The organism is Microbacterium sp. nov. GSS16, assembly GCF_028198145.1.
Taxonomy (GTDB): Bacteria; Actinomycetota; Actinomycetes; order Actinomycetales; family Microbacteriaceae; genus Microbacterium.
The window spans coordinates 2,436,054-2,452,184 of sequence record NZ_CP116338.1 but is presented as its reverse complement, the minus strand read 5'-3'; the positions used below and the strand labels follow the sequence as shown (position 1 = coordinate 2,452,184).

At 68.3% G+C, this 16,131-nt stretch carries 16 protein-coding genes, 1 tRNA gene and 1 pseudogene; 9 read left to right on the top strand and 9 right to left on the bottom strand.

Annotated features, from left to right (window positions below):
* The first annotated feature begins 41 nt into the window (after positions 1 to 41).
* Complete coding sequence (locus PGB26_RS11720; RefSeq protein ID WP_271637791.1) at positions 42 to 632, top strand: type IV toxin-antitoxin system AbiEi family antitoxin domain-containing protein; 591 nt, start codon at positions 42 to 44, stop codon at positions 630 to 632.
* A 95-nt stretch (positions 633 to 727) separates the two neighbouring features.
* Positions 728 to 1,588 (top strand): nucleotidyl transferase AbiEii/AbiGii toxin family protein, encoded by an 861-nt coding sequence (locus PGB26_RS11715; RefSeq protein WP_271637790.1) that lies wholly within the window; start codon positions 728 to 730, stop codon positions 1,586 to 1,588.
* A 281-nt stretch (positions 1,589 to 1,869) separates the two neighbouring features.
* Here the strand turns inward: PGB26_RS11715 and PGB26_RS11710 are convergent, their stop codons facing one another.
* The gene (locus PGB26_RS11710; protein WP_271637789.1) at positions 1,870 to 3,441 is read right to left on the bottom strand and encodes a molybdopterin-dependent oxidoreductase; all 1,572 of its coding nucleotides are present in this window, start codon (positions 3,439 to 3,441) and stop codon (positions 1,870 to 1,872) included.
* A 182-nt stretch (positions 3,442 to 3,623) separates the two neighbouring features.
* On the opposite strand from PGB26_RS11710, the gene PGB26_RS11705 reads away from it, so the two are divergent.
* A complete protein-coding gene (locus PGB26_RS11705) occupies positions 3,624 to 3,968 on the top strand; it encodes a hypothetical protein (protein WP_271637788.1) in 345 nt (114 codons plus the stop codon).
* 37 nt (positions 3,969 to 4,005) lie between these two features.
* Here the strand turns inward: PGB26_RS11705 and PGB26_RS11700 are convergent, their stop codons facing one another.
* Both PGB26_RS11700 and PGB26_RS11695 read right to left on the bottom strand, forming a co-directional pair.
* Entirely contained in the window at positions 4,006 to 4,599 is a 594-nt protein-coding gene (locus tag PGB26_RS11700) for a PRC-barrel domain-containing protein (protein WP_271637787.1), read from the bottom strand.
* Between the two features lie 28 nt (positions 4,600 to 4,627).
* Complete coding sequence (locus PGB26_RS11695; protein WP_271637786.1) at positions 4,628 to 5,263, bottom strand: hypothetical protein; 636 nt, start codon at positions 5,261 to 5,263, stop codon at positions 4,628 to 4,630.
* A gap of 202 nt (positions 5,264 to 5,465) precedes the next feature.
* On the opposite strand from PGB26_RS11695, the gene PGB26_RS11690 reads away from it, so the two are divergent.
* A complete protein-coding gene (locus tag PGB26_RS11690) occupies positions 5,466 to 6,461 on the top strand; it encodes a pirin family protein (RefSeq protein ID WP_271637785.1) in 996 nt (331 codons plus the stop codon).
* A gap of 1 nt (position 6,462) precedes the next feature.
* Here PGB26_RS11690 and PGB26_RS11685 read toward each other — a convergent pair whose 3' ends face one another.
* Genes PGB26_RS11685 through PGB26_RS11675 form a run of 3 tightly spaced genes read right to left on the bottom strand, consistent with a single transcriptional unit; the run spans position 6,463 to position 7,687 of the window.
* Positions 6,463 to 6,855 carry a DUF1304 domain-containing protein gene (locus PGB26_RS11685; RefSeq protein WP_271639657.1) on the bottom strand — a complete coding sequence of 131 codons (393 nt, stop codon included), beginning with the start codon at positions 6,853 to 6,855 and terminating at the stop codon, positions 6,463 to 6,465.
* 11 nt (positions 6,856 to 6,866) lie between these two features.
* Positions 6,867 to 7,217 carry a GNAT family N-acetyltransferase gene (locus PGB26_RS11680; RefSeq protein ID WP_271637784.1) on the bottom strand — a complete coding sequence of 117 codons (351 nt, stop codon included), beginning with the start codon at positions 7,215 to 7,217 and terminating at the stop codon, positions 6,867 to 6,869.
* On the bottom strand, positions 7,214 to 7,687 hold the full coding sequence (locus PGB26_RS11675) for a carboxymuconolactone decarboxylase family protein (RefSeq protein ID WP_271637782.1): 474 nt from the start codon (positions 7,685 to 7,687) through the stop codon (positions 7,214 to 7,216). Before PGB26_RS11675 ends, PGB26_RS11680 begins: the two co-directional genes overlap by 4 nt.
* A gap of 165 nt (positions 7,688 to 7,852) precedes the next feature.
* On the opposite strand from PGB26_RS11675, the pseudogene msrA reads away from it, so the two are divergent.
* Together msrA and PGB26_RS11665 are read left to right on the top strand one after the other, a co-directional pair.
* Positions 7,853 to 8,411: pseudogene (gene msrA / locus PGB26_RS11670) on the top strand (peptide-methionine (S)-S-oxide reductase MsrA).
* Between the two features lie 85 nt (positions 8,412 to 8,496).
* The gene (locus PGB26_RS11665) at positions 8,497 to 9,837 is read left to right on the top strand and encodes an APC family permease (protein WP_271637781.1); all 1,341 of its coding nucleotides are present in this window, start codon (positions 8,497 to 8,499) and stop codon (positions 9,835 to 9,837) included.
* A gap of 2 nt (positions 9,838 to 9,839) precedes the next feature.
* Here PGB26_RS11665 and PGB26_RS11660 read toward each other — a convergent pair whose 3' ends face one another.
* Positions 9,840 to 10,319: an Lrp/AsnC family transcriptional regulator gene (locus PGB26_RS11660; protein ID WP_271637780.1), complete on the bottom strand. Its 480-nt coding sequence runs from the start codon at positions 10,317 to 10,319 to the stop codon at positions 9,840 to 9,842.
* 114 nt (positions 10,320 to 10,433) lie between these two features.
* On the opposite strand from PGB26_RS11660, the gene PGB26_RS11655 reads away from it, so the two are divergent.
* On the top strand, positions 10,434 to 11,624 hold the full coding sequence (locus PGB26_RS11655) for a trans-sulfuration enzyme family protein (RefSeq protein ID WP_271637779.1): 1,191 nt from the start codon (positions 10,434 to 10,436) through the stop codon (positions 11,622 to 11,624).
* A 25-nt stretch (positions 11,625 to 11,649) separates the two neighbouring features.
* On the opposite strand, the gene PGB26_RS11650 is transcribed toward PGB26_RS11655, so the two are convergent.
* Positions 11,650 to 12,558, bottom strand: a complete 909-nt coding sequence (locus PGB26_RS11650; RefSeq protein WP_271637778.1) for an SDR family oxidoreductase — start codon at positions 12,556 to 12,558, stop codon at positions 11,650 to 11,652.
* A 122-nt stretch (positions 12,559 to 12,680) separates the two neighbouring features.
* Here PGB26_RS11650 and pepN point away from each other — a divergent pair, with 122 nt between their 5' ends.
* A complete protein-coding gene (pepN, locus tag PGB26_RS11645) occupies positions 12,681 to 15,182 on the top strand; it encodes an aminopeptidase N (protein ID WP_271637777.1) in 2,502 nt (833 codons plus the stop codon).
* 78 nt (positions 15,183 to 15,260) lie between these two features.
* On the opposite strand, the gene PGB26_RS11640 is transcribed toward pepN, so the two are convergent.
* A complete protein-coding gene (locus PGB26_RS11640; RefSeq protein ID WP_271637776.1) occupies positions 15,261 to 15,899 on the bottom strand; it encodes an MBL fold metallo-hydrolase in 639 nt (212 codons plus the stop codon).
* Between the two features lie 145 nt (positions 15,900 to 16,044).
* Here PGB26_RS11640 and PGB26_RS11635 point away from each other — a divergent pair.
* A tRNA-Glu gene (locus PGB26_RS11635) sits at positions 16,045 to 16,117 on the top strand.
* Positions 16,118 to 16,131: the final 14 nt, after the last annotated feature.

The window sequence follows — 16,131 nt, the reverse complement described above, 5'->3', positions numbered from 1 at the left end:
AAAACGCACATAGTTGAGCGGCCTGTGCAAGCATTGTATCCATGAAGGGGTTGGACGAGTCGCTCCCGTCGACGTTCACGACGGAGACCTCGCGGGCGCACGGTGTGCATCCGCGAGACCTCTATGCCTGGCGAGATGGCGGGCAGATCATCGAACTCTCGCGCGGGGTCTTCCGTCGAGCGGACGCGCCCCCGGCGTCGTACCCCGACATGATCGCAGTGGCGCACCGCGCTCCTCGCGCGATCGTGTGCTGTATCTCCGCGGCAGCGATCCACGACCTGACGGACGAGATGCCGGCGTCGGTGCAGATCGCTGTGCCCAAGCGGTCGCATGCGCCGGTGATCGCTTACCCGCCCGTGATGGTGTTTCGCTTCGAGGAGGCCACGTTTGAACTCGGTGTGACCGCGTTCGAGGCGGGGCCGGGGGAGTCAGTGCGCATCTACGACGCGGCGAGGACGGTAGTGGATCTCGTGAGATTTCGGAGACGCCTTGGCGAGCCGATTGCGCACGCCGCGCTTCACCGATACCTGGCGGCGTCGAACTCGAAACCGGCACTGCTGCTGGAGTACGCGGAGGCGCTGGGGACGTTCGGGCCGATGCGTGCTGCGCTCGATGTTGCGAGTGCCCGATGAGTCGCCCCACGCGAGGGAGCACCGCAGGGCGCGCATACCTCGACCTGCAGAACCAGGCTCGCCGCCAGAACCGTGGCACGCAGGAACTGCTCACGATGTACATCGTCGAGCGCTGGCTGTCGCGGATGTCGCGCTCATCGTACGCCGAGGACTTCATCCTGAAGGGCGGGATGTTGCTGGCTTCGTTCGGCACCCGCCGTCCCACGGTCGACGCCGACGCCCTCGCGCGCAACATGGCCTCCGACGAGAAGACCGTCGCCCGCCGCGTCGCTGACATCGCCGCGATCGAAGACCCAGACGACGGCGTGGAGTTCCTGCCCGACACGGTCACCACTGCGGTGATTCGCGATGACGCGCTGTATTCCGGCGTGCGGGTGACGATGACGGCACGGCTCGCGACAGCGCAGGTCAAGCTGCGGCTCGACATCAACTTCGGCGACCCCGTCACGCCGGCCCCGCGAACAGTTGAGCTGCCGTCGCTGCGGCCGGACGCTCCGCCGATCCGCATCCTGGGCTACCCGATCGAGACGGTGCTCGCGGAGAAACTCGTCACCGCGATCGAACTGGGACGAGCGAATACGCGCGTGCGTGACTTCGCTGACATCCATCTCTTGACCGGCACACAGGCTCTCCAGTGCGGGGAACTGCGTGACGCGCTCACGGCGACCGCAACTTTCCGCGGGACCACGTTGATTCCGTTAGCGCAGGCCACCGAGGGGCTCGCAGTGCTCCGAGACTCAACCTATGTCGCCTACCGGAAGGGGCTCGGCGAGGCGGGCGCGAGTCTGCCGGAGAGGTTCTCTGACACCGTTGCTGCGGCTGCCGACTTCGTCGACCCGGCGCTGGACGGGCTCGACGCCAAGGCCTTGTGGAGCCCCGTCGAACGGAATTGGAACACGGCATCCGGCGCACCGTCTGAGCCGACCGAATCGGCTATGGGTAGGGCGGAACTGTGACGGTTTCTGCCGGACCCCGCGGCACCTGATCTGGTGACCAGATTGGTGACCAAAAACCCTTCCGAGTGGCGCGAATCAGCACGAATCACTGCGTAGCTGTCGGTAGCCCGCGGTAGACTCGACCCCATGAGATCCCTGAAATTACGGGGAACTCTACCGATTCGGGGCTTCGTCCGGACGGGCCAGGTGGCTCTCAGTTGTTCTTGGTTCGAGTCCAGGTACCCCAGCAAAGAAAAACCCCCGCTCAGGCGGGGGTTCTCTGTTTCTCCGACGCGCGAGTCTCAGCTCACGGCGATCAGGGATCGCTGCCAGCCTGTGGATCCGTCCGGCGCGATCGGCGCGCTCTCCTCGACCTGCATCTCGCCGTCCTTGTTGATGGCACGCACGGTGACGTAGTGGGTTCCCGGGGTGGCATCCCACTCCAGCATCCACTGCACCCAGGTGTCGGTGTTGATCGGGGTCGACAGGTCCGCTCGCTGCCAATCGCCGTCGTCGATGCGCACTTCGACGGCCTCGATGCCCACGGTCTGCGCCCACGCCACACCGGCGATCGGGATGCGTCCGGCGGCGACGCGCTTGCCGATCTTCGGCGTGTCGATGCGCGACGAGAACTTGATGGGCGCCTCTGCGCTGTAGCCGCGCGGCGTCCAGTACGCCTCGTCCTTCTCGAACGTCGTGACCTTGAGCTCGGTCACCCATTTCGTCGCCGAGACATATCCGTACAGTCCGGGCACCACCATGCGGACCGGGAATCCGTGCTCGAGCGGCAGCGGCTCACCGTTCATGCCGACGGCGAAGATCGCGTCGAGCCCCTCGTCGGTGAGCGCCGACAGAGGCGTGCTCGCGGTGTAGCCGTCGACGCTGCGGGAGAGCACCATGTCGGCGTCGGTATGCGGGCCGGCCAGCTGCAGCACATCGCGGATCGGCACCCCGAGCCACATCGCATTCCCGACCAGTTCGCCACCGACCACGTTCGACACGCAGGTCAGGGTGATCGCGTACTCGTCCAGCCCCACCTCCACCAGCTGGTCGAACGTGAGTTCGACCCGCTTGTCGACCATGCCGTCGATCACCAGCCGCCACGTGGCCGGGTCCACTGTGGGCACGGTGAGGGCGGTGTCGACCCGGTAGAAGTCCGAGTTGGGGGTGAACAGCGGTGTGATCCCGGGGACCTCGAGCTCGGCTCCCTCGGGGATCGTCACCGAGGATCGGGGTGCAGGCAGGCGAAGCCCCTTGCGGATCGCCGCGACGGATGCGGTCGCCGCGTTCACTGCGCGGGCCGTGATCCCGACGATCAGCGCGGATGCCCCGGCGATCCCGGCGAGAGCGAAGAACCGTCGCCTGTCGATGGTCACACCGTCTGCTGGGGCGGCTCCTGCCTCGGGGGCGACGGCCGCACGCTGCCAGGATATGAGCCGCTTGCAGAGGAAGATGAGAGCGACGCATCCCGCGACCGCGCCGATCACCGGCGGGAGGAACGCGAGCGGGGTGACTCCCGCGCGCGTCGTGGTCGCGGCCACCGACAGCGTCCCGGCGATGCCGAGTGCGATCACGCCGAGAGGGGGCCGGACGAGCTGCAGGATGCCGGCCACGGACGATGCGATGACCACTGCGAGTCCCAGTCCGATCAGCAGCGCGATCTTGTCGAACTCCCCGAACGTCGAGATGGCGAACTCCTTCAGCGGCTGCGGCACGACGTCGATGACGAACGAGCCCACCGCCAGCACCGGACTCGCATCCCTGGCGACCAGCAGCGCCGACAGCTCTGCCGCCGCGAGGAACACCAGACCACTGACCACTCCCGCGATCGCGGCGAAGACGATGAACGTGCCCTGACGATTCTGCTTCGACATTGCTCCCCGATCCTCCGATCGGCCCCGAGGGCCGCTTGATGAGTGGTTCGGAGTCAGAACCGGATCGGATCGAATGCGCGCCGCGTGCCTAGCATCCGTCCTCCGCACCCGCCAGGGCCTTCGGGTCGCCGCCCCGCTGTCGCAATGTGGAGCAGGCACGCACGAGCGAAGGGGAGAAGACCATGGCCACCCAGCTGAACAAGAAGGCTCTCGAGCACGCCCGAGGACTGCTGCGCAAGGGCGACGTCGTCCGAGACCAACGCGACGACTGGAGCGAGCATGCGCCGAGCACGGACGATGAGAACGCGTTCATCGACAAGCGCGGCATGGACGAGTTCGCGCTCTGGCATCTGGGCGAGGACACCAGCGCCACCGAGGGCACGAAGGGCCGGTACAGCTTTCCGTACGGCGACTTCCGCCGTCTGCACCGGTGCGCGGTGATCTCGGCCGAGAGCAGGGCGGGCAAGTACGATCACACGTCGATCGAGAAGGCTCTGAAAGACCTGCTCAGCGACATCGACGACTGACAGCGATATGCCGAGTCGCCCTGCGGCGCCGTCGCGCTCACTCGCGATGGCGCCGCAGCTCGTCGCCTCCGCGATCGCGCGACTCGTCCGCTGCGCTCACTCGCGATTCGTCGAGCCGGTCCGGACCCGGGTCCTCGACCGTCTCGTACCGTGTCTCGTCGACGACCCGGCCACGATCCGACGCTGCGTCGTGCTGCGTGGCAGAAGCGGTGGCCGTCCGCTGGTCCGTGATGACGTACCTGTGCACGCGGATCCGCTTGCGCGCGGGTCGCTGGTCCACAGCGGCGGACTCGACCGAGGCGGCATCGCGCGTGTCGGAGTCGCTGTCGTCGTAGTAGTCGTGGATGCGATCGATGTCGTCGTCGGTCAGAGCACCGTCGGCATCGATGCGGGGCGCGTGCTTGACCGTGTCCTTATCGTGCTGCACGTGCAGCGTCTCGCCGTCGAAGTCGGCGTCGCGCAGCGGCACGAACGACTCCGATCTGCCGAACCAGCCGGTGGCGACACCGGCGAACAGCGGCTGACCGCCTTCCGGATCGACGTACACATGCTTCACCGTGCCGATCCTCGATCCGTCTGCGTCGACGACGTCCGCGTCGAACAGGCTGTTGATCCTGTGTGCCTCGATCATGGGTTGTCCTCTCTCTGTCGCCGGCGGTTCAGCGTCCGAGTCCTACGCGGTCGACCCGGCGGTGGTAGCGCATTCCGCCGATGCCGCCGAGGATCGCGCCGCCCAGACTGACCAGAGCCACGACGATCGCGGTGACGATGCCGGTGACAGTCAGGCTGCCCTCATCCACGGGGATGCGGGGGAAGCTGTTCAGCTGACCGAGCACATTGAACTGCGAACCGGCCACCGCGGCGATGACGGCCACCACGATCGCGATGACGATGGCCCAGATCCAGACGGCCAGGCCCTGCTTCGCCCCGGAGAACCGTGCCATCCGACCGGCGACGTAGCCGCCGCAGTAGTAGGCGATGAACAGCAGGACGGCCAGGGCGATCGCGCCGATGATGGTGACCGTCTGAGCATTCGCCCCGATCTCCTGCGCGGCGTCTTCGACGTCGCCCTCGGTGACACCGAGACCGAGGCCGGCCCCGACCGCACCCAGAAGCGCCGTCAGCAGAACCGCCGTGCCGGTCGCCGTGAGCCAGCCGAAGAAGGCCGATCCCCACTTGAAGCCGCCGAACCGCTCCTGCTCCCGCTCCAGCGCCTCTTCGCGCTGGGTGGGTCCTCGCTCGGCGGACACGGCTGCGGCTTCGCGGTCACGAGGATCCGAATTGGGTGTGCTCATCTCGCCTCCTGACGTCTGGTGGGCGGATCATGCCCACGTCATCTCCCCAGAGTCGGCGCTGAGCCCTGCGCCGAGGAGGGGGTTGACCTCGCGGCATCCGATGTGCCGCCGTCGCGGCTGCACCGCCCAGGGACCCATTCATGTGGATCGCGGCTACGCTGACTGCATCCCGCACGCAGTCGCAACAGACTCAGGAGCCGCGATGACCAACCTCGAGAAGAACCCGCCGCTGAGCGTTCTCGACCCGGGCGAGCCGTGCACCGCGGTGGAGGTGCTCACACCTCGTGAGGTGCCGCTCGGCGGCATCCGGGCGATGACGGTCTACCGCACCCTTCCGCAGAAGCGCCGCTCGCTCGTCGGCGCGTGGTGCTTTCTCGATCACTACGGCCCGGATGACGTCGCCGAGACAGGCGGCATGAAGGTGCCGCGGCATCCGCACACCGGACTCGCCACGGTGTCGTGGCTCTTCACCGGGCGCATCGACCACCTCGACTCGAACGGCGTCGCGGCAGCGGTGCTCCCGGGTGAGCTCAACCTCATGATCGCGGGTCAGGGGATCACCCATCAGGAGATCAGCACCCCCGAGACGACGGTGCTGCACGGAGTGCAGCTCTGGTATGCCCTCCCGGATGCCACCAGGTTCTCCGAGCACGGCTTCGCGCACTACGTGCCCGAGTGCGTCGAACGGCCCGGCGCGAGCATCCGGGTGTTCATCGGCTCGCTGCTCGGCTCCATCTCGCCGGTCGACACACGAACCCCGGACATGCTCGGTGCCGAGCTTCTTCTCGAACCCGGCGCGAGTGTCACGCTGCCGGTTCGTCGCGACTTCGAGCACGCGGCCCTCGCCGAGACCGGATCCATCGCCGTCAACGACGCCGCAGTGCAGCATCGCGAGCTCGGCTACGTGCCCACCGGCGCTGACACGATGCAGATCACCGCGGGACCCGAGGGCGCGCGCGTGATCCTGCTGGGCGGCGTGCCGCTGGGCGAGCAGATCGTGATGTGGTGGAACTTCATCGGGCGCAGCCACGACGAGATCGAGGAGTTCCGCCGGCGCTACCAGGCGGAGCTCGGGTTCGAGAGCGCCGACCCGCGCGATATGGGGAAGCCTGCGCTGTTCGGTCCCTATCCCGACGGTCAGCTCGCCCCGCTGCCGGCTCCGCCGCTGCCGACGGTGCGGCTGCGCCCGCGCGAGTAGCTCAACCCCGCAGCGCGAGACCGATCGTCAGGGAGATGACGGTCAGCAGCGGCAGCACGCCCTGCGTCAGCGCGGCGCCGCGCTTGTCACTGCTGGAGGCGAAGAGCACCGTCGCGGCGGCGGCCATCGAGCCGGCACCGGCGTAGACGAGCGCGGCTCCCGCGTCTGCGGCTCCGTTGACGATGAGCGCGATGCCGATCGCGGTGATCAGCGCGAGGAACAGGTTGTAGAACCCCTGGTTGTACGCCATCTCCTTCGTCGCCTGCGCCTCCTCCAGCGAGGTGCCGAAGGTCGAGCGCACCCGTGGACTGGTCCACGCGATCGACTCCATGTAGAAGATGTAGACGTGCAGCAGCGCCGCCAGAGCGGCGAGGACGAGCGCGGCGATGATCATGATCATGCCTCTCAGTCGGTCAGAGCCTTGACCGCCGCGCCGTGCTCGCTGCGGCGCTCGACGACGTGATCGGCGTACTGCGGATGCTTGGGAAGCCACGCCGCGACATAGGGGCAGACCGGGACGATGCGTTTGCCGGCGGCTACGATGTCGTCGACGACGGCGCGCACCAGCTTCGACCCCAGCCCCTTCCCGCTGTACGCCTCAGAGACGCCGGTGTGGTACAGCACCCGCTCGTCGCCCACGTCGGCGTACGACACCTCGCCGATCTCATCCGACAGCGTGCCGTCCGGCCCGCGGTCGATCAGCACGTAGTGCGACTGGTCGGGAACCTCGCGGACTTCAAATCGCTCCTCGGTCATGACAGCACCTTTCCGTTGTCGTTGCGTGGGCGCACCGGATGCTCGCTGAGGATCGAGATCCTGTTGAACATGTTGATGGTCAGCGCAACCCATTCCGCGGCGGCGAACGCCTCGTCGCCGAGAACGGCATGAGCACCTGACAGATCGGCCTTCGACTCCTCCGTGAGCGGCAGACGGGTCGCAGCCTCCGCGATCGCCAGCACCGCGTTCTCTCGCTCAGAGAAGAGGCTCGTGTCACGCCATGCCGGCAGAAGATCGATCTTCTGCTGCGGGATTCCGGCGCTTCGGGCCTCGCGCGTGTGCAGATCGAGGCAGAACGCGCAGGCGTTCAGCTGAGAGGTGCGGATCTTGATGAACTCGCTCTCCTGCAGCGTCAGGCCGCGGCGCTCGGCTTCGCCTGCCACAGCGCGAGAGTAGTCGCCCGCGGCCTTCCAGACCTCGGGAGCGGACTTGTCGAGATAGGGGCGCATTTCTCTCCTCGGATGCCGGGACCCGCCGCCGTGCGGCTCTCAGCACCAACCTAGACGCCGAGCCCTGCATTCCCGGGCAGTCGGCGCCGAGACCGGCCCTCGGCAGGCCCGACGAGGGCAGAATGGAAGACCCGGGCATCCGGATTCGATCAAGAGGAGACGAGCATGACCAGCGGAACCAGCGACACCGGAGAGATCACCCGCCGCGACGGCGCTGAGACGGCGGTGCTCGCGGGCGGCTGTTTCTGGGGTATGTGAGGATCTGGTGCGTCGCCAGCCCGGTGTTCTCGCCACGCGGGTCGGGTACACCGGCGGTGAGAACGATCACGCCACCTATCGCAACCACCCCGGTCACGCAGAGGCGCTCGAGATCGTCTACGACCCTGCGCAGACCACGTATCGCGACATCCTGGCCTTCTTCTTCCAGATCCACGACCCCTCGACCCTGAACCGCCAGGGCAACGACATCGGCACCAGCTATCGCTCGGCGATCTTCCCCCTCGACGCCGAACAAGAGCGCGTGGCGCGCGAGACCATCGCGGATGTCGATGCCTCGGGTCTATGGCCGGGCCCAGCCGTCACGACCATTGAGCCCGCCGCGCCGTTCTGGGAGGCCGAGCCCGAGCATCAGGACTACCTCGTGCGGTACCCGAACGGCTACACGTGCCACTTCCCGCGTGCGGGCTGGGTGCTGCCTCGTCGCGAGGCCGACGCGACGGCCTGAGCCCCGGCCGCCCGTGCGGCTATCGGTGCAGCCGAGCAGGTGTCAAGGGGGTGCGCCGGCGGCGCACTCTCCGTAGCGTCGGGGGATGGACACCACCGAGAGCTCTCCCCGCCTGCGCCGCGCGATCAGCGGCCCGATGCTGTTCGCCTTCATCCTCGGCGATGTGCTGGGCGCGGGGATCTACGCCCTCATGGGTGTGCTGTCCGAGAGCGCGGGCGGCATGCTGTGGGCACCCCTGATCGTCGCGCTGCTGCTGGCGCTGCTCACCGCGGGCTCGTACGCCGAGCTGGTGACCAAGTATCCGCGGGCCGGGGGAGCGGCCGTGTTCGCCGAGCGCGCGTTCCGCAGCCCCCTGCTGTCGTTCCTGGTCGGGTTCAGCATGCTCGCGGCCGGCGTGGTGAGCGCGGCGGGCCTCGCCATCGCGTTCTCGGGCGACTACCTGGCCACCTTCATCGACGTGCCGGTGATCCCTGCGGCGATGGTGTTCCTCGTTCTCGTGGGACTGCTCAACGCGAGAGGCATCCGCGAATCCATGGGCACGAATCTCGTGATGACGGCCATCGAGCTCTCCGGACTCGTGATCGTGATCGTCGTCGTGGCCATATACGTCGGAGGGGGTGGGGGAGACCTCGGCCGAGCGACCGAGCTGCCCGAGGGGGTCGGCGTCGCCGGCGCGGTGCTGGGCGGCGCGATCGTCGCCTACTACTCGTTCGTGGGGTTCGAGACCTCGGCGAACGTGATCGAAGAGGTGAAGCGGCCCAGTCGGGTGTATCCGCGGGCGCTGTTCGGCGCCCTGGTCACCGCCGGTGTGGTCTACGTGCTTGTGGGCGTCGCGAGTGCTGCAGCCCTGCCGACCGACGAGCTGCAGAAGTCGACGGGTCCCCTGCTGGCGGTCGTCGAGGCGACCGGGGTCAGCGTGCCGTCGTGGCTGTTCAGCCTCATCGCTCTGATCGCCGTCGCCAACGGTGCTCTGCTGACGATGATCATGGCCAGCCGGCTCGCGTTCGGCATGGCCGAGCAGGGTCTGCTCCCCGCACCGCTGGGGCGGGTGCTGCCGCGGCGGCGCACCCCGTGGGTGGCGATCGCATCGACGACCGTGGTGGCGATGCTGCTGACGCTGGTCGGCGACCTCGCGACTCTCGCCGAGACCGTCGTGCTGCTTCTGCTGCTGGTCTTCATCAGCGCCAACGTGTCGGTTCTGGTGCTGCGCCGTGATAGGGTGCAGCACGAGCACTTCCGGGTGTGGACGTTCGTGCCGGTGCTCGGCGTGATCTCGTGCCTGGTGCTGCTGAGCCAGCAGCGCCCGATCGTCTGGCTCTTCGCGGCGATCCTGCTGGCCGTGGGCGTGATCCTGTGGCTCAGCACCCGTCGCTTCGCCGGAGAGCCCGTCGCAGATCGTCCCGACGAGATCGCGGCGGAGCGCTGAGCTCACCGACGCGGTAGGACGCCCGCACCCTCGCGCAGCTCGAAGACCAGCTGCGTCTCGGTCGCCCGCACGATGTCGTGCACCGTGATGCGCTCGAGCACGATGTCGCGCAGCGCGGCGGCATCGGCCACGGCCACGTGCACGAGGAAGTCGTCGGCCCCGGCGATGTGGAAGACCTGCAGCACACCCCGGGTCGTCGCGAGGGCGTCGAAGAGCGCCTCCACGCCGTCCCTGCTGTGGGTGCCGAGGCGCACGCGGATCATGGCCTGCACCGGAGCGCCGACACTCGCCGGATCGATCTCGAGGCGTGAGCCCGTGATCACTCCGCGACTGCGCAGGGTACGCAGCCGGAAGGCGCAGGTGGATGCGGGGATGCCCAGCTCCAGCGCGAGCTCTTTGATCGGGGCGTCGGGGGCCTCGATCAGCGCCGCCAGAATGCGCAGGTCGAGCTCGTCGACGAGGCCGTGCTGTGCTGCCGCCAACTTGTGCTCCTGAGTCTCACGGCGAATTGCTCTGCGAACAACATACGCGTGTTCGGTGTCATTCTTCGACAATGAGGCTGGACTGGGATGCGAGATGAGAGCAGGATCTACGGCATGCCCGACATGCCGCTGCACCCCGACACCGTTGCCGTCCACGCAGGCCGCGCCGACTTCGGCGCCCTCGGCGTCCACGCCGCGCCCATCGACCTGTCGTCGACGAACCCGCTGCCCGACATCCTGCACGGCGGCGACTCGTACGAGTCGATGGCGACCGGCGGCCATCCGCTGCCCGACGGCGGCAACGTGTACGCCCGGCTGTGGAACCCCACGGTGGCGCGCTTCGAGGAGGCGCTGTCCGAGCTCGAGCACTCCGAGGCATCCGTCGCCTTCGGCTCGGGGATGGCGGCCATGACCGCCGCGATCCTCGCTCACACGACCGCCGTCGGCAAGCGCCACATCGTCGCGGTGCGGCCCCTGTACGGCGGCACCGATCATCTGCTCGACTCGGGCCTGCTGGGGGCCGAGGTCACCTTCTGCGACGAGCACGAGGTGTCGGCGAGCATCCGCCAGGACACCGGCATGATCGTGCTCGAGACGCCTGCGAACCCGACGCTGGACCTCGTCGACATCGCCGCCGTCGTGGCGCAGTCGGGCGGCGTCCCCGTACTCGTCGACAACACGTTCGCTACCCCGCTGCTGCAGAACCCGCTCGACCTCGGCGCGACCATGTCGATGCACAGCGCGACGAAGTACATCGGCGGTCACGGCGATGTCATCGCCGGCGTGATCTCGTGCAGCGAGCAGACCGCTCAGGCGCTGCGGCGAGTGCGCGCGATCACGGGCGCGCTGCTGCATCCGCTCGGCGCGTATCTGCTGCATCGAGGCCTCGCCACACTGCCCATGCGCATCCACGCGCAGCAGAGCACCGCCCGCTCGCTCGCTCACGCCCTGCAGCAGAATCCGGCCGTCAGCGAGGTGCTGTACCCGGAGTTCGGCGACGAGCGGGGGCTGATCGGACGGCAGATGCGCGGTGGGGGAGCGATGATCGCCATCCGCCTCGCCGGCGGTTACGCCGCGGCGGAGGCGCTCACCGGAGCCGTGCGCCTGTTCACCCACGCGGTGTCCCTCGGCGGCGTGGACTCGCTGATCCAGCATCCGGCCGCGCTCACCCATCGTCCGGTCGCACCGGAGGCACGACCGGGGGCCGATGTCGTGCGGCTGTCCATCGGGCTCGAGAACGTCGACGACCTGCTCGCCGACCTCGAGCAGGCGCTCGCGAAGGCGCCGGTGCGCACCACGGCGTGATCCGCACCGGCGACATCGCGCGTGCTCACGGCGTGGGCATGCCGCCGTTCACGTTCAGGGTCTCGGCCAGCACGTAGCTCGACTCCGGCGAGGTGAGGAACACGTAGGCCGGGGCGAGCTCGGTGGGCTGACCGGCGCGACCGAGCGGAGTGCTCTTGCCGAACTCCGGCAGCGCGTCCTTCGGCTGGCCGTCCGAGACCTGCAGGGGCGTCCAGATCGGACCGGGCGCGACCGCGTTCACACGGATGCCCCTGCCCGCGACCTGCTGCGCAAGACCCTTCGTGAAGTTGTTGATCGCGGCCTTGGTCGAGGCGTAATCCAGCAGGTGCGGCGAAGGCTCGTACGCCTGGATCGAGGTGGTGTTCACGATCGTGGACCCGGCGGGCATGTGCGTCAGGGCCGCCTGCGAGATCCGGAACATCGCGACGATGTTCGTCGTGAACGTCTCGGTGACCTGCTCGTCGCTGAGGTCGGCGATGTCCTCGACGGCGATCTGCTTGCCGGCGTTGTTCACCAGGGCATCGAGGCCGCCGAGGGCCTGCACCGCCTTCTCGACGAGCTCGGCGCAGAAATCGCGGTCGGTGAGGTCTCCCGGGAAGAGGAACGCCCGACGCCCGCATTCCTCAATCACGGCCTTCACATGCTGCGCGTCCTCCTCCTCTTCCGGCAGGTACGACAGCGCGACGTCGGCACCTTCGCGGGCGAACGCGATGGCCACGGCCGCGCCGATCCCGGAGTCGGAACCGGTGATCAGGGCACGACGCCCCTCGAGCCGCCCGGTTCCGCGGTAGGACTGCTCTCCTCGGTCGGCCTTCGGCTTCAGCTCGGCGTCGAGGCCCGGCTCGGGCTGATCCTGCTTCGGCGGGGTGATCGAGGGGAAACGATCCACGGGGTTCTGGAAGGTCAGCTGGTCGGGGGTGTTCTCGTCGGTCATGTTCACTCCTTCTCACGTGGGGTACCCGAACCAGGCTCGCGTCACTGGATCCGCACGGAAAGGGGGTTGCGCTCTCGGCGCAGGCCACTGCGACGGCTGCCGCGACATGACACGATGGAGGAATGAGCTCTGCCAACCTGTCCCGCGACGAGGCCTCCCGTCGCGCAGCGTCGATCGCGCTGCGCGAGGTGCGCGTCGAACTCGACCTCGCCGGTGCGCCCGAACGCGCTCGCACCGGATTCCCCACGGTGACGACGCTCACCTTCGACGCCACCGAGGCCGAGACGTGGCTGGACTTCATCGGGGAATCCGTCGACCGAGTCGTCGTCGATGGTGACGAGCGGGAGGTGCGCTGGGACGGCGCTCGCATCCAGCTCGACGGCCTCGGCGGCTCGCACGTCGTCCGCGTAGAGGCTGTCGCGGCGTACAGTCGCTCGGGCGAGGGCATGCACCGCTTCCACGACCCCGTCGACGGCGAGACGTATCTCTACACGCAGTACGAGCCGGCCGACTCGCGCCGGGTGATGGCGTGCTTCGAGCAGCCCGACCTCAAGGCCGCTTACACCTTCCGGGTGGTCGCTCCCGCCGGCTGGCACGTGCTGTCGAACCAGTCGCCCGCGCACGTGGTCTCCGGCATCGGCGTGCAGACGGTCGAGTTCGCCCCCACGCTGCCCATCTCGAGCTTCATCACGTCGGTCGCGGCCGGGCCCTACGCCCGGATCGACGGCGAGTGGATGCGGGACGACCAGCGGATCACCCTCGGCGTGCTGTGTCGCGCGTCCCTCGCCGAGCACCTCGAAGCAGACGAGATCCTCGAGGTCACCCGCCAGGGGCTCGACTTCTTCACCGACGTGTTCGCGTATCCCTATCCGTGGGGCAAGTACGACCAGATCTTCGTGCCCGAGTACAACCTCGGTGCGATGGAGAACCCGGGTCTGGTCACCTTCACCGAGGCCTACATCAGCAGGGGAGCGGCGACCGACGCTCAGCGCGGCGCGCGCGCCAACACGATTCTGCACGAGATGGCGCACATGTGGTTCGGCGACCTCGTGACCATGCGCTGGTGGGACGACCTGTGGCTCAAGGAGTCCTTCGCCGACTACATGGGCACTCACGCCTCGGCCGCAGCCACGCGCTTCACCGACGCGTGGGCCCGGTTCGCGAACAGCCGCAAGACCTGGGCGTACCGGCAGGACCAGCTCCCCACCACCCACCCCATCGTCGCCGACATCCCCGATCTCGAAGCGGCGAAGCTGAACTTCGACGGAATCACCTACGCGAAGGGCGCCTCCGTGCTCAAGCAGCTGGTGGCGTTCGTCGGAGAGGAGGCGTTCTTCGAGGGCGCCCGCCGCTACTTCGCCGCGCACGCGTTCGGCAACACGACCCTGGGAGACCTCCTCGACCAGCTGGAGGCGGCCTCCGGCCAGCCCCTGCGCGACTGGTCGCGGTCGTGGCTCGAGACCAGCGGTGTCTCGGCTCTGTGGCTCGAGACGGATGCCGAGGGGCGACGCGTCATCGTGCAGGACAGCGGGGAGGTCGCCCCCCGCCCGCACCGGCTGCGCGTCGGGCTGTACGACGTCGTCGACGGCGCGCTCGCCCTGCGCGAGCGCATCGAGGTGACCGTCGACCAGGAGCGCACCGAGGTGCAGATCCCGGATGCCGACCTCATCCTGCTCAACGACGAAGACCTGACCTACGCCAAGGTGCGACTCGACGAGCGCTCGCTCAGCACGGTCGCCGCGTCGCTGTCGACCATGTCGGACGACCTCGCCCGCGGCCTCATCTGGTCGTCACTGTGGAACGCCACACGAGACGGCGAGCTGGCCGCCACCAGCTATCTCGAGATCGTGCGGGCGCACGCGCCCGCCGAGCCGAACGTCGCACTGCTGAGTGCGACGCTGCTGAACGCCGCGTTCGCGATCGGGCACTACGTCGTCGACGACGAGCGCGCCCGGCAGCGCCGTTCGTGGGTCGACTCGACCTGGGCGGCACTGCAGAGCGCCGACTCCGGCAGCGACGCTCAGCTCGCATGGGCACGGGCCTTCGCCGCCGCATCGTCGTTCGACGATTCCCGGGCCGCCGACGTGCGCGCCATCCTCGACGGAGACGCACCGCAGGGGCTGCCGATGGACGCCGACCTGCGCTGGCTTCTGCTCACCGCGCTCGCGACCACAGGGCTTGCGGATGCCGAGGCGATCGCCGCCGAGCATGCCGCCGACGACACGGCCGCCGGCCGCACGGCCGAGATCCGTGCACTGGCGTCCCGACCCGACGCGTCGACCCGCGCCGCGGCATGGGAGTCGGCGTGGAACGACCTCGACCTGAGCAACGACCACCTCGACGCCACGATCTCCGGATTCCGGGCCGGTGGGCGTCGCGATCTCATCGCCCGTTTCGACGCGCAGTACTTCGAGCGCATCCGGGGAGCCTGGGCCGAGCGCAGCATCGAGCTGGCGCAGCGTCTCGTGCTGGGTCTCTTCCCCGCGAGCGAGAGCACCGATGCCGTCGACGCCTGGCTGGATCAGAACGCCGATGCGCCCGGCGCACTCCGACGCCTGGTGATCGAGTCGCGTGACGATCTTGCACGCGATCTGCGGGGGCGGGCGGCTCAGGCCGGGCTGTGAAGGCGGAGCGGCACTGATCCAGACGTCGAGGCGTTGCGGAAGACGTCGAGGCGTTGCGTCAAACGTCCAAGGCCGGAGTCAGACGTCGAGGCTCTCGGTCGGGTCGAGCTCGAAGAACGTTCCGCCGCCCTGCTCGGTAGCCCATTGCAGGCGCTGGCGGTGCATGTCGCGCCCGACCGTCGACAGGGTCATGTCGTGCGTGCCGAAGCATCGTCGCGGCGCGACCGCGAGCACGAAGTCCATGGCCTCGCCGATCTTCAGCCAGGGAGCACCGAGCGGTGCAGCGAGGGTGCGCACCTCGATCCCCTCGGGGATCGCGTAGGAGTCTCCGGGATAGTACAGCTCGTCGTTGACGAGCACCGCGAGATTATCGACCACCGGCATGCTCTCGTGGATCACGGCATGCCGACCCCCGAAGAACTGCAGGGTGAATCCGCCGACCGTCACCTCGTCACCAGGCGACACGACGGTGATCTCGTAACCGGGCGCGGCGGCCGCTACGCCTGCTGTGCTGAAGATCGGCGTGCCGGGTGCGGCACGAAGAACCCGGTCGAGGTGGGAAGAGGTCCAGTGGTCGGGATGCTCGTGCGTGATCACAACGGCCACGATCCCGCTGAGATCGTCGGGCGGGGTGGTGAACGAACCCGGATCGATCAGAAGGGTCGCGTTGGCCTCATCCACGCGCAGTGCTGCGTGTTCGTACTTCGTGATGCGCATGACCGAAGTAAACTCCGCCGGTCCTCTCCGGGCAAGTCGGCCGATGCGACACGCCCGTGATGCGGACGACTGCGGGCCGATTTGGACGGTCGGCGCGCAGCGTGACAGACTTGCACGGTTGCCAGATCGGCCCTCAGGGCCGAACGGCCCCATCGTATAGCGGCCTAGTACGCCGCCCTCTCACGGCGGTAACGCGGGTTCGAATCCCGCTGGGGTCACAGCGACACAGAAG